Below are 15,147 nucleotides of genomic sequence, written 5' to 3' on the forward strand. Positions count from 1 at the left end.
TCCCAATCATAAATCAACATTAAAAATAACAGACCCAGAGCTTATAGAAGTCTTTGACAATTTCGCTTTTGATGAGGTAATCACTTATGGAAACTTAGATACAAAAACCAGGTTAATGGTTATTTTAGCATCATTGATTGCAATGCAAACCTTAAGCGAGTATAAAGTAATGCTCGGCGGTGCGCTTAATGTTGGTGTAACTCCGGTTGAAGTTAAGGAAATTGTCTATCAAGCTGTACCCTATGTCGGCATTGCAAAAGCCTTTGACTTTATTCATGCCACCAATGAAATATTGGAAGCAAGGGGAGTAAAACTACCATTAGCAGGCCAATCTACAACTTCGCCGGAAACACGATTTGAAAAGGGCTTGGAAGTACAAAAATCAATATTTGGCGAAAAGATTGACAAAATGTATACGGAATCACCGGCAAATCAAATTCATATTCAAAAATATTTATCGGCAAATTGTTTTGGTGATTACTATACCAGAAATGGGTTAGACATAAGAACAAGGGAGCTTTTGACTTTTGCTATGATTTTATCTTTGGCCGGCTGTGAGCCACAGTTAAAGGGGCATATCCAAGGCAATTTAAATGTTGGAAATGATAAAGATACTTTGCTTAGTACAGTTACACAATTATTACCGTATGTAGGCTACCCAAGAACATTAAACGCTATAAGATGTATAAATGAAGTAATACGTGAGTAGATATGATGTTAGAAAAGTTTCCGCTGGTTGAAGAAAAAAAATACCATTTTTCCTCACAGCCAATGAAACCAGGCACTGGCGAGCACTTGTCATTCGGCCTCTGATCGCTCCAGGATTTTTCAACCTTTTCATCCTAATAGCCCTGTTTGTCAAGTAACTCAAGATACCGGTTCAATATTTTGAGGACCTCGGTCGCTGCCGGATTAGGGCAAGCATGGGTTATTTTATAATATACCAAGGGTGGCGGTGGGTCGGATAATTGCTGAATAGCACATTGCCCTAGCTTCATAAATATGCTTGCTATTGTTTTAGGTGCAATGGCCCACTGCCTGGGGTCTTGCACCATCGGAAATATCATTACGGTACTATCAATTTTAATACGCAGGAGACAACCAGTCCCCCACCACCGATCATACCATATTGGGTAAGCGACACCCATCCTTTAGAATTGATACACAGTTCATATTCGCATCTCAATTCTTGCGGATGAACTATCTTTGCTTCGATATTTTCCGGTGTTAAAGGTCGAACCAGCACCATCTCATCAACATAAAAACTTTCTATTTCTACGTTAGGCACTGGCATTTTCCTTTTTACAAAAGCTGCATCTATTTCCCGATGTTCTACACAGTTGTAAAGTTCAGACGAATGCTCAGTCCGAAACTGAAGCTGTAATTCAGGTATGTGCCGGCTTAGCGCCTGAAATACTGGTGGCAAGAGATATCGTTTAATACTCATTGGAAAGAAATTAAACTTCAATTGATACGGAACCAAAGCTGCTGAGAAGTCCAGCCAAATCTGCTTTTTCACCCTTGCAGGAAGAAATATATATCAATGAAAAAGGAGATTTCCCTGACTTCGCTTCTTCCAGAAGCCGACCGGCCTGACGCAGGTTCATTGCCCGGGCAGCTTTAAATCGGAACTTATTTCCATTAATTTCCCAGATTGCAATATCCCTGTCCTCGGCAGACTTATTCTGAACTTCAGAAGATTGCTACACTCAACGCCAAAATATTATTAGGTCCCGGCGATAATGCCGTAACCACGGTATAAGAAAAAAACGCTATCCAGACGCTATAAGGCACTTGTAAACCACCTCCCTGCCGTTTATAATACCAGCACCTGATAGGCGGTAAGCGATGTCAAAGGAACAGCTGCCGCCTCTGCATAGTCCAGACTAGCCGGCATTTTTGCCGCGGCAGCTTCATGGACTACGGCATATTCGGCAAATGCGCCAATATGCTGCTCCGGCAGCCTTGTATACACAGGATCACCCACCTTAAATTTTGTCACGCTCTTTCCCACTGCTTCAACAACGCCCGACAGCTCGTTGCCCATTGTCAGCGGAAACTGATAATCGACAATTAATTTGACGCGGCCTCTTAAAATGAGCAGATCCAGTGGATTGACGCCGGCCGCCTTCACTTTAACCAAAACATCATAATCATACACTTCTGGTATAGGAATATCGTTCCATTCCAGCTCAATTTCTTTTGAGTAACCACTGATTTGTGCAGCTTTCATAATCATCCTCCATTTCATTTTAAGTGTTCATATAATTCTTTTAGATCTCTCAGAATCTTTTCTAATTCACAGATATCTTTGCTTAACCTATAAAGCAACAAATATCCTTCATATATAGCGAACGCACGCTCCGCACCGATGGCTGCTTTTTCTTGGGAGATACCTGACCTTTTGAGTACATCTTCAAATATACCAATCATGCTTTTTAAAGATGCATAATTCTTAGCGGCAATATCCGGATCCAGAAAGGCGGTTTCCATTCCCAACACAGCCATTGGGCAACCAAAATTCCCCCCCCTTTTGGTTGTCTTAAGGATATCATCCACCAGTTTTTCAATAAAATCTTCCCATGTTTTATTTCTTGCAGTCTCTGAAACTTCAGTCAGCTTCATTTGGCTATAATATTCGACTACAGATATTGCCAAATCTTTTTTACTCGAAAAATAAAAATAGAAAGACCCTTTGGACAGACCAGCGCTACTTATTATCTCATTTATTCCGGTTGCATTATAACCTTTTTCCAGAAATAAACGAGCTGCACATGCTATCAGTTGTTCTTTAGACTTTTCGCCCTTTAAACCTTTTGTATTCTGGTTCATACGATCTTCTCTACCACCTTTATTATAAATTATTCAGTGCTCACGATTGAGTCAAAAAATAAGCATTTATATCGGCAAATAAAACCGACTGGTCTACAAAATTATAGCATACCGCACGACAGTGTCAAGATATAGTGATTGGCCTCCCTGTTGAAGCAAACTGAGAATGTTTACATGACAGATTATTTCGGCGCCATCAAACAGAATCTCCTCCAGCTTTCTCGGATCGGTTTCCGCTAACCAGCATCACGGGTTTAATTGTTTGGGTCTTTACGACTTTCTCTAAATAAATCCTACATCATAAAATGTTGATGTATTTTAGAATTTGGTCACCACATTTAGTGAGCATTTAGTGTCTGATCTTGACAATTGCATGATAAAGGATTACTATTAAAATAGACCGGTTTGTATATATTCGATATTATGTAGAAAGGAAGATATATGTGCCTAGACAAATTTCACTTGATAAAGTTAGAAACGTAGGAATCATGGCTCACATTGATGCCGGAAAAACAACAACTACTGAAAGAATACTGTTTTATACAGGAAGAACCCATAAAATAGGTGAAGTTCATGAAGGTGCTGCTATAATGGACTGGATGGAGCAGGAACAAGAAAGAGGTATAACGATTACTTCTGCTGCAACGACAGCCCAATGGAAGGATCACAAAATTAACATTATTGATACTCCAGGACATGTTGACTTTACAGTTGAAGTAGAAAGATCGCTGCGTGTGCTTGACGGGGCTGTAACAGTACTCTCCGCTAAAGATGGGGTTGAGCCACAAACAGAAACTGTATGGAGACAGGCAGATAAGTATAACGTTCCCAGAATGGTTTATATCAACAAAATGGATATTATGGGTGCTGATTTCTTAAATGTTGTACAAATGATGAAAGACAGACTGCAAGCTAATGCCGTACCAATCCAATTGCCGATAGGTCGTGAAGATACTTTTACAGGTATTATAGACCTTGTAAAAATGAAAGCAGAAATATACAGAGATGATTTGGGTGAAGAAATCGAAGAAACAGATATTCCTGAAGAAATGTTAGCGTTAGCTGAAGAGTATAGAATAAAGCTTGTTGAAGCAGTCGCTGAACAAGATGAAGAGTTAACGATGAAATATCTTGAGGGTGGAGAGATCACAACCGATGCGTTGATAGCCGGTTTGAGAAGAGGAGCAATTGCAACTAAAATCATACCGGTTATCTGTGGATCTTCATACAAAAATAAAGGTGTTCAGCTTCTGCTTGATGCGGTTATCGCTTATATGCCATCACCTGAAGATATACCACCTATTAAAGGTATTTCTGTTGAAGGCGATGTGGAGATGGCAAGAAAGCCTGATGATAGTGAACCATTTTCAGCATTAGCATTTAAGATTATGGTTGACCCATTTGTTGGCAAGCTTTGTTTCTTTAGAGTGTATTCAGGAAAACTGGGTGCAGGATCTTATGTCTACAATTCAGTAAAAGGCAAAAGAGAGAGAATTGGTAGAATCGTGCAAATGCATGCTAACCATCGAGAAGAGATTAAAGAAGTTTTTACAGGAGATATCGCTGCAGCAGTTGGTCTTAAGGATACAACTACAGGAGATACTCTTTGTAATGAAGATCATTTAATCATCTTAGAATCCATGCAGTTCCCGGAAACAGTTATCAGTGTAGCGATTGAGCCAAAGACGAAGGCCGCACAGGAAAAGATGGGTATCGCATTATCCAAGCTTGCAGAAGAAGATCCAACCTTCAAGACTTATACTGATCCGGATACCGGCCAAACGATAATCGCCGGTATGGGAGAACTGCACCTGGATATCATTGTTGATAGAATGCTGCGAGAGTACAAAGTTGAAGCAAATGTAGGAAAACCTCAGGTTGCATACAAAGAGACCATTAAGAAAAAAGTTAAAGTCGAAGGTAAATTCATCAGACAGTCTGGTGGTAAGGGTCAGTTTGGTCATGTATGGCTTGAGATCGAACCAAAAGCAGCTGGAACCGGCTTCGAGTTTGTCAATAAGGTTGTTGGTGGAGCAATACCAAGAGAGTATATCCCGGCCGTTGAAAACGGCGTAACGGAAGCATTAAGCAATGGTGTGCTTGGCGGATATCCAGTAATCGATATTAAAGTAACTTTATTTGATGGATCATACCATGAGGTTGACTCATCAGAAATGGCCTTTAAGATTGCTGGTTCTATGGCCTTCAAAAATGGCTGCAAAAAAGCAGATCCTGTGCTGTTAGAGCCTATCATGAAAGTTGAAGTTACAGTTCCGGAAGACTATATGGGAGATATAATCGGCGATATGAACTCAAGAAGAGGCAAAATCGAGGGGATGGACGCAAAAGGTGCCATGCAGATAGTAAGAGGATTCGTTCCGCTTTCTGAGATGTTTGGCTATGCAACAGATCTTCGTTCCAGGACTCAAGGCAGAGCCACATATGCGATGGAAATGCATCACTTTGAAGAAGTTCCAAAGAATGTAACGGAAAAGGTTATCGGAGCAAAGAATAAATAAAAATCAATTTGGCAGCGCCCCGACCAGGTCTCCAAACCTGATCGGGGCGCTGCCGCTCCTTAAAGATGGATCATCTATAAATTGGCTACGCGGAGGCCATCTTCGTCTTCAATTCTTCCACGGCAAGGAGCAGTTGTTATACCTAAATCGCAGCGTAAGCATCTGGATGCTTCAGCTACTGCTTCGCTTTCGCTAAAACCCTGGTTGACTTCAGCATAGCCATTTCGGTCAGCAACCGGAATGCAGGTGTCCTTTACTCTAGTAGCCTTTTCAGTTCTAAGTTCTCCTGATAATTCGCGTCTGAGCGTCCTGGGGGCTATGATACAGCCGTCACCGCCTAAATATTTATCCATAGATTTCGCTGCTTTCTTGCCTTGTGCGATAGAGTTAACAACAATATCAGGCCCGGAAACACATTCGCCGCCGGCAAATATGGAAGGTATGCCGGTGTTCATGTCAGAGGCGTTGACCACGATGCGGCCGCGTGAATCAAGAGTAATGCCGATGTCACCGATAACATCACTCAAATCAACTGCCTGCCCGATTGCGACAATGGCTCGATCTATTTTTATGCTGATTTTATCTGCTTCATCATAGCTTGGATGAAATTGTCCTTCTTCATCACGCAACGAAACACAACGTTTTAAAACAAGTTCTGCTACATTACCGTCTTTGACAATAAATTCATGTGGCCCGTAGCCATTAATGATTTCAATGTTTTCATCTTCTGCGTCGGTAATTTCTGAAGCCCAAGCCGGCATTTCATTTCGCTGTTCGAGACATACCAATTTGACCGATTGGGCGCCAATACTTTTAGCTGTTCTGGCAGCATCAATGGCAACATTGCCGCCCCCTACAACGAGTATATCTTTTCCGTGCAAATCCGGAGATTTGCCAACTTTTGCTTCCTCCAGGAAGCTGATACCGGAGTAAATCCCGGAAGCATCTTCGCCGGGGACGCCCAGCCGTAGATTCTTTCTGGCTCCAGCCGAAATATACATTGCGTCAAAGCCATTTTTTAGATCGTTGATGCTCAGATCCTTACCGATCGAAGTATTTAACTTGATTGTTACTCCCAAGTCCTGGATTGCCTGGATGCTGGCTGCCAAACCGTCAGAAGGAAGTCTATATTCAGGAATGCCTGCCGCAAGTGCACCTCCGGCTACCGCACGGGCTTCAAATATTGTCACTTCGTGTCCGGCTTTGGCCAAATAATGAGCCGCAGTCAGACCGGAAGGGCCGGAGCCGATAATGGCAACTTTCTTGCCGGTATTCTTGTCTGGCTTCACTACAGGATATCTTCCGTCATTATGCTTCAACACCCAATCGGCGGCCGACCGCTTTAAGGTATGAATCGCTAACGGTTCATCAAGCTGATTTCTTCGACATTCGCTTTCACAGAGCTGGCCGCAGACGCGTCCGCATACCCCCGGCAGTGGATTTTCCCGTACTATTTCTTCGTAAGCCTCCTGGAATCTTCCGTTTCGAATATGGTCTAAATAAATTGGCACATCAATGCCGGCCGGACAGGCATTGCTGCAAGGGGCGCTTTCTACGCCGACAGGACAACGGGCATAACAATTGAAGCAGTTATATTGAATACCAATATAAGCACCTTGAAACAGCCACTGGTATTCGCTGCTTGATAACATCTTTTGCTGTTCTTCTTTTGAGCTGTTTAGAAGCCTAAATAGAAAATCGGCATTTGGATAGGCATCGAAAGGCAAAGCGGAAGGTGCGCATTTTGCCACATCCGTAATTCCTTCCTTATCAAGGGCGCCGCCAGGACAATTGTCCACACATCGATTGCAATGAATGCACATTTCGCGCATGCTAGGCGGGTCGGACGGTAAATCCATATTAGTCAAAATCGTGATAAACCATACGCGCCCTAAAGCCGGATGGATAACAAGATTGTTTCGGGCAAAGCTCTGGGCGTATCCGGCAGCTTTTGCCGCATGGCGCTGAGAAACTTCGCCAACAGGAATAAGTTTTGACTTATCTGTAGGGAAGCTGGGGGAGGTTCCCATTGCTTTACAGTTAAATTTCTTCTCGACAAACCGGGCAACCTTGTAACTTGCACCATGCATAAATTCAATGAAATCTATTCTACCACCAGCTGCCATAACTTTATCTTCGCTTTCACAATTGGATTCTTCCCTAAAGGCCATAACAATCATAGACTTACAAGCAGGGAAGATAAAATCTAATTTCGGGCTTTTCGGGCTTTCGTAATCCGCGGCGTTAGCAAATCTTACGTCATCTATGCCCAAACCGAAAACAAAATCTCGGATTATTCCCTTTATTTCATTCGCTTTGTTAATATTCATTATCTATCATCTCCTTACGATCTACTAAAATAGTTATTCGTTCCATTCGAAAGATTAAAGAATGAAAGCATCCGAAAATGCTCCAATGCCTTGCTTTAATTACCAAATCAGTTAGTTTGCCTTAACTCTACTTTAACAATATATAGACCAGTCTGTATATTGCTAATAATATGACAACAACAAACTTCTGTCAATAGGGAAGTATTATTCCATCAGGGCGTGTTCATGAAAATCGCAGGAGTAAAAAGAAGAGTTGATCGGCAACTACATTCTGTTGTTGCTGGCGTAAAATGTCCAGCAATAGACGAGTTGTCCATAGATTGACGGCATCCTTGGTCAGAAGCTGTGAGAGGGGTGAATCCGGCATGAAAATTCTCAATTCTTGAATACTGCCGAGTTTAACAGTCAAGGAGAAGCAAGGTACGAGTCCCCTTGCTTCTTCTTAATCTTTTCATTGCTATCAACTTTAAAATTCTTTTATAACAAGCTCTTCCCTTTTCAAGCGAGGTCTGGCCGCTGGTGCTTGATCCGGATGACCAACAAGCAATACATTTACAATATGATAACGGTCATCAATGTCTAACAGCTCTTTTAAAATGACACCGTCATATAAACCAATCCAGCAAGTGCCCAAACCTAAATCTACAGCACGCAGGTCCATATGGGTTATGGATATGGCTGCGTTGAATGCCAGGTTCGCCCGGATTGCCAACTCATCGACTCGCATTTTTTTCAGAAGGGCTTCCACCTCATCGGCGGGCATGCTGACGCCCAAAAAGGCGCCTGCCTCCTGCAGTTCCTGGTATCGTGCCCCCTGCGAACGCATAACTTCCTGATCAACGCAGCATATGATGATCACCGGCGCCGTGCTAAAAAACGAGACTGGCGATGCTTTGGCCAATTGAGCACGGACGCCGGCATCTTTAACAACAATATATCGCCATGCCTGCAAATTGCTGGCGGAGGGAGCAAGCCTTCCCGCTTCCAAAATGCTCTCAATGGCTTCTTGGGAAACCGGTTCCGATTTAAACTTGCGGATACTGTGCCTTTTTTTGATAATCTCCATAAATTCCATGGTAAATCCCCCTTTTATTTTTTCTTTATTTTGGTTTGTGTGTTTAGTTTTTCCGCAGGTTAACCATATATATTCTCCCCGATAAACGGCGGCCATCTATTGCTAAAAACCCAAGTCCTCGCCCAAAATAACTATGTGGATTTCGGTCAGCGGTGGCCGTCTGCTTAAAACTGTCGTGATATTGCAGGCTCGCGTAGAGCTATTACAATCCATGCATTCACCAGTCTGCAAACAGGGATTTTTCATTTCGTATCTCTTGACATTCATGGGAGCAGCGTACATCTTGATCCGCTTATCGGCCTCCTCAAAGTCCCTGACTATTTTGTTGGTTCCTGCAATGATGATGACTTTTTTCGGACCGAACATCATTGCGGCTACCCGATTCCCGAAAGCGTCGCGGTTCACGATTTCACCAGTCAAAGTAAGCGCGTTCGCACCGGTCAGAAATATATCGCAAGTAAGCTGCTTATAGCGTTTTTCAACGCGCGCTTCCGGTGTTAAGCCTTCCTGATTGTGGTTGAATATTTCATGCCCCCGCCCGGCCAGCAATTCCCACAGTCCCAGCTCCATCCCAGTCCGGGAGCCGCCCAGGCCCACCGTGGCCCCGGGCGGAATAAGCTGCATAATCTGATCCACAGCTTCTTTACGGTCCTTAAAATAATACGCGCTGAAATTATGCTTTGTCAGTGCCTCTACCGCCCTTTGTCCAAGAACATCATTGTGCCGCTGCGCTAATTCATGCATGATTTCATTCTCCTTTTCCCCAGTTCTTAGTTAATAACCAGTAGTTATGTGATTTCTGGGATTCCGCCCTTCACACGGCACGGCTGTCTGGCATTTGCCGCAGCCATACCGGGGGGCATACTTTACTTTCATCTCTGCCACATAATGCGAACATATGGCATTATCCTTACCCGCCTTACTGATGGCCCGGGGCGGACACCGGTCAATGCAAACCCCGCAGTTAACACAATATTCGTCAACTTTTCGATACGCACGTACTGTCGGTTGCAGTTCAGTATCCACAATCACACTGCCAAAACGGCCAGCTGAACCCAAGCTGGTAATCATGGATCGGCTCAGGCTAAAAGTGCCAAGACCTGCTACAAAAGCAACATGACGCTCCGACCAGTTGCTGCGCAGGCCGGCAACCGCAAACCGGCTGTCAAGAGCCGGCGCTACCGCATGCCCTCCCGCTCCCTCTACCAGAGAGACAATAAATCGGCGCAGGGCATCATTCAACATTGCTCCTTCATAACGTCCATACAGCCATTCCGTGGAAGGTAAATCATCCGGCCAGTTGGACCGGCGGATCGGTTCTGTAAAGGGCAAAAAATAGGAAATCACGGAAGCCGCGCCCTGCAGCCATTCCTGCGGTGACAAATGCTGCGGTCCAACCGCATCCGGCTCTTTCAGTCTTTCCCACAAACTATCATTGGCGCTTGCCACACCGACTAACGGCTGATTCCATATATGCAGATTGTTAAGTTCCTTTACAGTATTCAGCGGGCTGTTTAGGACAAATTCGGTAACTTTTTCCTTCATATCCTGTACGAGCACCTGGTTCACCCCACTTCGCGAAAATTAACTTACCCCTGCACATTGTCAGTGATTTGATAAACTGAGACATTCTCCCACTATTACCACATGTATATCGGTAAGTGGCGGATATCTATGCAGCATGGAGGTGATATTGCCGCTTTGCCGGAGAGTGCTGCAGTCCACACATTCACCAGGTTCTGCACAAGGTGCAGAAGCTTCCTGTCCTTTAGCCGCATCGACATCCCGGACCACCTTGTCTATTCCGGCAACGACGATAACCTTTTTGGGTCCAAACATCATAGCCACTATCCGTCTGCCAAATGCATCCCTGTTTACAATTTCCCCGGTCAGGGTGATTGCATTGGCACCAGTCAGAAATATGTCACACGTTAGCTGTCGGGACCATTCCTTGCTTTTTGCCTCCAATATCAGACCTTCCGGATTGCAGTTGAAGATTTCATGCCGACATTTTTTCAGCAGTTCCACCAGCCCCAGTTCCATCACAGTCCTGGAACCACTCACCCCAATCGTGGCGCTATCAGGAATAAGCTGCATGATAATAAGCCTGATTGCTTCTTTACGATCCGGACAATAATACGCGCTAACGTTATGTTTAACCAATGCATCTACCGTTTGCCGGCCAAGAACATCCTTATACCATTTCATTACATGATTCATTTACAATCGCTCCATCACTTGGATAACTAACCGCTTGGCTCCAAATTCAGGAATCGTTCTTTACTACAGCTTACTCTCAAACCGCTAATAAAGCAGCCTCAATCTCTTTTTGTACATTTTCGGAAGTCTCCAGATTTCTTTTCGTTTCCAGCACTTGCTTTGCCAATTTCCCGCCAATCCGCCCCAGAGCCCAGGCGGCATATTCTCTCACCAGCTTCTCCGGATCATTCATAGCCTGTTCCAAATCAGGTATAAAAGCTGGATCTCCCAGATTGCCAAGGGCGATCGCCGCATTTCTCTGAAAATACTTCCGTTCTTTAATATAGTTGTACATGAGTGGCTGTGCCCGTGTTTCATAAAATTCATCCGTCATGTTCAGCATTTTTGTGAGACTAAAATCCCGGGATGCCATTACCAAAAATTCATCATCCGGCAGTTTAGCCTGCAATCGTTCCCGATTGCGGGGACATACTTCCTGGCAAACATCGCACCCATGTACCCACGTACCCATTTTCTCCCTGATTTCAGGCGAAATATGACTGCTAAGGCCAGCCGGCATGCCATCCTGGGTAAACAAGGTATTTAAAGTGATACAGCGGCGGGGATTCAGTTTCTGCGGTTCATAAATTGCCTGCGTAGGACAGGCTTTTATGCAGGCCGTACACCCCTCCGGACACCCCACCTCAACGGTTGGAGTATCGTACTCTAATTCCGCATCCACAACAATCGAACTGAGCACGATAAACGAGCCAATTCCAGCCGCATAGGCAAAATTATTTCTGCCATATGTTGTCACACCGGCTCTAGCTGCCGCCCACCGTTCCGGTAAAAAAATCCCCTGTCCTACCTGGCAGCCTGCTTTTTTCACAAAATCCAGCATCAACTGATACCGGCTGCCATTAATACGATGCGGGGGAGCATTGTAACTTCTTGACAGGTAAAGCCGTCCAACCTTGCCGAGCAGCCCCTCTGGAAATGCTTTCTGAGAATAATCCCATACCAGAGAAATAATCGACTTTGCCGACGGCATCAGCTTTTTCGGTTCAGAGACCTCCAACCAGACGGCGGGGTCCTGTACCAGAAACTCGTACATGGCGCCCCTGCTTTGCATGATCGCAGCATACTCGGAAAAGCTATCGGCCGTGGTAATCCCCACCCGGCTGTAGCCTAAGTCCAACGCGAATTCCTTGATGTCACTTGTTAAAGACATTGGTTATCTCCTCATCCCTGTAAGATCATTTCGGTCGTATTCTTTATGCTGTTATATTAACAGACCACTAATCTCCATTTCTTAAGATTGATCAACAACTTTGCCTTGTGAGGATTATGCGTAACAGGCAAGTCCATTGCTAAATGACCACCTCTGGTTTATATAGACTGGTCTGTTTTTTATAGCTAAAGCGAACTCGCCAACTGCTTTAATTTCGCCGCAAGATACATGCCGAGGCCGATAAGGCTTTCAATATGCAATAGAAACGCAATGGAAGGATCGTAAAGAACAGTGGCATTGGCCCGAACTTCTTCGTCACCTTCCCACATAACTACACACATAGGTATTTCGGGAAATGCATGAAAAACAACGGATGCACTGCCCAATGACGCAGGCTGCCCTCCCAAAGCAGCCGCACAGGTCAATAGCGCTTGGGGCTGATTCCCAAAGGTCCTGATTAGAACTTCAACTGCATTCTTTCGAAAGGCAGGGTAAAAGAGCGCTCCACCGTTAGGTATTTCTTTTAGGGATACCCATGGGTTGTCTAGCTTAGGGGATGTGTCTGAGAATGATAGGTAGTTAAGAACTATTATGGATGCTATAATCTCAGGAATCTGCCCGTCGGTTTTCCTGGTAATGGTTTCATTGTCGCAGTCCAGAATATACTCTGAATTAAAAAATGGCACGGTGAATTGGCGGTTGCTGCTGCAGTAGGACACTGAGCGTCTAGACACAATCTCTTCGGGTACCTTCTTCTTTAAATCCTGCCAGCCTTTGTCATAGGCTATGCGATAATTCGTTTCCATTGGCAGCCTCCTTTTTTATGGACTTAGAACCGATTGAGAGCAACCCAAGCGCCCGCAGGGTTCTGTAAGATTGTTGAGAATACAACTGCCATATCTTTGCCTGCCAACGCTCCTTAGTCACTTAAGTCATCTTCAAGGTGTATATACACTATAGTAATTATACTGCTTCCCTTCAAGCCACGTCAAGGCGTTTATAAAAGACTCTTCTCATTAGCCGGGTGGTTAATAACCTGTCCCTCGCTGGTCACATAAAGAGAATAAGAGCTACATAGGAAACGGTATTTTTACCATTATAATATGGAATTCCACATACTTTTTCCAAATTCATTACGTCTATTCCATGTGCTTCTACGGAGGAAATTGCCTTATCAGGAAACCTGCATTTCTCATTATCCAGATACCCGCATCTGGGACAATAAAGGCATGGACCGGCGTTCAAAGGCAGCATATCAAGTGACGGATATTTATTTTCAATATTAGCAATTATTTTCCTGAATCGCTTTTCGTGTTCGACCCCTGCCGCCAGCATTCCCTTGTAGTCCAAGGAACGGGCTAACTGGTGCACCGTCTGGAATAACAAGCCTTGCTTATACTTACGGACCTTGGCTATTAATTCGCCAATTGGACCAACTGCAGGTGGACACATCCAATTTGTGTTATATCTTCTGCAGGTATTTTGCTCACAGGCTTTTCGAAACTCTTCGACAAACTTAATTTTCGATACTTCAGCAATTGCGGCATGGTCTGCTTGTAACGCAAGGGCATCTTGTACTAACTCATTAAAATTAATTTCCATAATTGATTAAACCTCCTGAATTTTTTTGTTATATTTACTATTCTATTTCGGGAAATTCAATATTACTGTATTAGCAATCGACGGCATGTCTTCCCGCGTAAAAATAGTTCTAAGCGGGTGGATTAGTTATTTGATTGCCGAAAAGGTGTTCGAGTGTGATTGTCTCCCCGGAATTAATAATAATGAAATCTTCATCCCAGGGACCGGTCAGCATCTTTTTCAAGTAATCAAGCGTACCGGGAATGATTCCGCAGCTTAATTTTAGAAAATTCGCATATTTTTGCGACTTTTCAAGCATTTCTTCCATTTCGAAGGAGCCGGTATCGATTAACCCTAGCCGCTTATAATGCTTAAAGGTAATTTGCGATATTTTTTGGGCTTTCTCTTTACCATAGCGCTGCAAAATTCGCTCGTATTCCCCAAATACCGTTCTTTCCATCAGCTGAGAACTATCCAGCCAGCCTTTTGAAAAAAAGAGTGTCGGCATATCGCGTTGGACTTCAGTTCGCCTGGCCTGTGATCCAAGCAGCATAGTTATACAATCATCGGCCTTGGGAATAACCAAGTTGAACCCTTCCGGCTTGAGTCCAAGGATCGCATTACCACAGAAGCCCATCATCAGCAACACCTGATCTACATTGGAAACTCGATCAAGTGTTGCTTGCAGGACCTCTCTCAGTTTGTCCGGTTCGTTATGCAGTGCTGATTCCAGGGTTAATAACGAATAGTTACAACTGGTTGCCGCAATTGCCTGATCAACTTCTGCTTTGAGGGTACGACAGGTGATGATGATTGCCTTCATAACGCCACTCCCGCCATATATTATTTCTTTTACTTAAGCGTCTCCAAAAACTTTGTATACCAGTCTTTGACAAATCGATAATAATCAATGCCAAACGTAAATGTTGCATTTTGATAGGTATTCAGATCTTTGCTCAAAAGTGATTCAGTTAACTCTAAGCGATGAATTAGCATGTCCAGCCTTTTGAGAAATACCGCAATCAAATCTTTCGCTTTTTCATTAGGAAGATACTGATAAAAAAATAATTTTACTAAGTGATCACTGTCCGATTTCATAACATCACAAGGTGTATGCAGCCAGTCAAAAAATTGATCTTTACCATCAGCGCTGAGACTGTATATTTTCTTATATCTCCCACCTTCGATAATTTCTCTGACTGTGATTAATCTTTCCAGTTCCATTTTCTTTAAACAAGGATAAATACTCCCATAACTGGCTTTGAAAAATTTAACATCGCTAATATTTTGCTTAATATCATAGCCACTCATATCATTTTGCAGCAGAAGGCCTTTAATAACATGTTCAAGCATTATTAATCTCCCAAGCAGATATATACC

At 43.7% G+C, this 15,147-nt stretch carries 15 protein-coding genes; 2 read left to right on the forward strand and 13 right to left on the reverse strand.

The genetic code is table 11. The features are described 5' to 3' along the window. Positions 1–709, forward strand: a 709-nt coding sequence (locus VN379_RS01935; RefSeq protein WP_325530243.1) for a carboxymuconolactone decarboxylase family protein, incomplete at its 5' end; no start/stop codon positions are given. A 357-nt stretch (positions 710–1,066) separates the two neighbouring features. On the opposite strand, the gene VN379_RS01940 is transcribed toward VN379_RS01935, so the two are convergent. From VN379_RS01940 to VN379_RS01950, 3 genes are all read right to left on the reverse strand, one after another. Further along, a complete protein-coding gene (locus VN379_RS01940) occupies positions 1,067–1,519 on the reverse strand; it encodes a LysR family transcriptional regulator substrate-binding protein (RefSeq protein WP_325530245.1) in 453 nt (150 codons plus the stop codon). Positions 1,520–1,816: 297 nt separating this feature from the next. Beyond that, positions 1,817–2,233 (reverse strand): alcohol dehydrogenase catalytic domain-containing protein, encoded by a 417-nt coding sequence (locus VN379_RS01945; RefSeq protein ID WP_325530247.1) that lies wholly within the window; start codon positions 2,231–2,233, stop codon positions 1,817–1,819. A gap of 14 nt (positions 2,234–2,247) precedes the next feature. After that, positions 2,248–2,832: a TetR/AcrR family transcriptional regulator gene (locus VN379_RS01950; RefSeq protein ID WP_325530249.1), complete on the reverse strand. Its 585-nt coding sequence runs from the start codon at positions 2,830–2,832 to the stop codon at positions 2,248–2,250. Positions 2,833–3,275: 443 nt separating this feature from the next. On the opposite strand from VN379_RS01950, the gene fusA reads away from it, so the two are divergent. After that, positions 3,276–5,351, forward strand: a complete 2,076-nt coding sequence (gene fusA, locus VN379_RS01955) for an elongation factor G (RefSeq protein ID WP_325530251.1) — start codon at positions 3,276–3,278, stop codon at positions 5,349–5,351. Positions 5,352–5,425: 74 nt separating this feature from the next. Here the strand turns inward: fusA and VN379_RS01960 are convergent, their stop codons facing one another. From VN379_RS01960 to VN379_RS02005, 10 genes are all read right to left on the reverse strand, one after another. Beyond that, positions 5,426–7,681, reverse strand: a complete 2,256-nt coding sequence (locus tag VN379_RS01960) for an FAD-dependent oxidoreductase (RefSeq protein ID WP_325530253.1) — start codon at positions 7,679–7,681, stop codon at positions 5,426–5,428. Positions 7,682–8,147: 466 nt separating this feature from the next. Then, positions 8,148–8,756, reverse strand: a complete 609-nt coding sequence (locus VN379_RS01965) for a nitroreductase family protein (RefSeq protein WP_325530255.1) — start codon at positions 8,754–8,756, stop codon at positions 8,148–8,150. A 102-nt stretch (positions 8,757–8,858) separates the two neighbouring features. Continuing rightward, complete coding sequence (locus VN379_RS01970; RefSeq protein ID WP_325530257.1) at positions 8,859–9,500, reverse strand: lactate utilization protein; 642 nt, start codon at positions 9,498–9,500, stop codon at positions 8,859–8,861. A gap of 30 nt (positions 9,501–9,530) precedes the next feature. Then, on the reverse strand, positions 9,531–10,301 hold the full coding sequence (locus VN379_RS01975; protein ID WP_325530259.1) for a 4Fe-4S binding protein: 771 nt from the start codon (positions 10,299–10,301) through the stop codon (positions 9,531–9,533). Between the two features lie 60 nt (positions 10,302–10,361). Continuing rightward, positions 10,362–10,976, reverse strand: coding sequence for a lactate utilization protein (locus VN379_RS01980; RefSeq protein WP_325530261.1), 615 nt, complete (start codon positions 10,974–10,976; stop codon positions 10,362–10,364). Positions 10,977–11,052: 76 nt separating this feature from the next. Beyond that, complete coding sequence (locus tag VN379_RS01985; protein WP_325530263.1) at positions 11,053–12,186, reverse strand: epoxyqueuosine reductase; 1,134 nt, start codon at positions 12,184–12,186, stop codon at positions 11,053–11,055. A gap of 185 nt (positions 12,187–12,371) precedes the next feature. After that, positions 12,372–12,992 carry a DUF3786 domain-containing protein gene (locus VN379_RS01990; RefSeq protein ID WP_325530265.1) on the reverse strand — a complete coding sequence of 207 codons (621 nt, stop codon included), beginning with the start codon at positions 12,990–12,992 and terminating at the stop codon, positions 12,372–12,374. 244 nt (positions 12,993–13,236) lie between these two features. Next, positions 13,237–13,788: a DUF2284 domain-containing protein gene (locus VN379_RS01995; protein WP_325530267.1), complete on the reverse strand. Its 552-nt coding sequence runs from the start codon at positions 13,786–13,788 to the stop codon at positions 13,237–13,239. A 109-nt stretch (positions 13,789–13,897) separates the two neighbouring features. Then, positions 13,898–14,590: a DUF1638 domain-containing protein gene (locus VN379_RS02000; protein ID WP_325530269.1), complete on the reverse strand. Its 693-nt coding sequence runs from the start codon at positions 14,588–14,590 to the stop codon at positions 13,898–13,900. A gap of 29 nt (positions 14,591–14,619) precedes the next feature. After that, positions 14,620–15,147 (reverse strand): PadR family transcriptional regulator (locus VN379_RS02005; protein WP_325530271.1); only part of this gene is annotated, 528 nt, incomplete at its 5' end.

Source organism: Sporomusa sp. (genome assembly GCF_035561255.1).
GTDB lineage: Bacteria > Bacillota > Negativicutes > Sporomusales > Sporomusaceae > Sporomusa.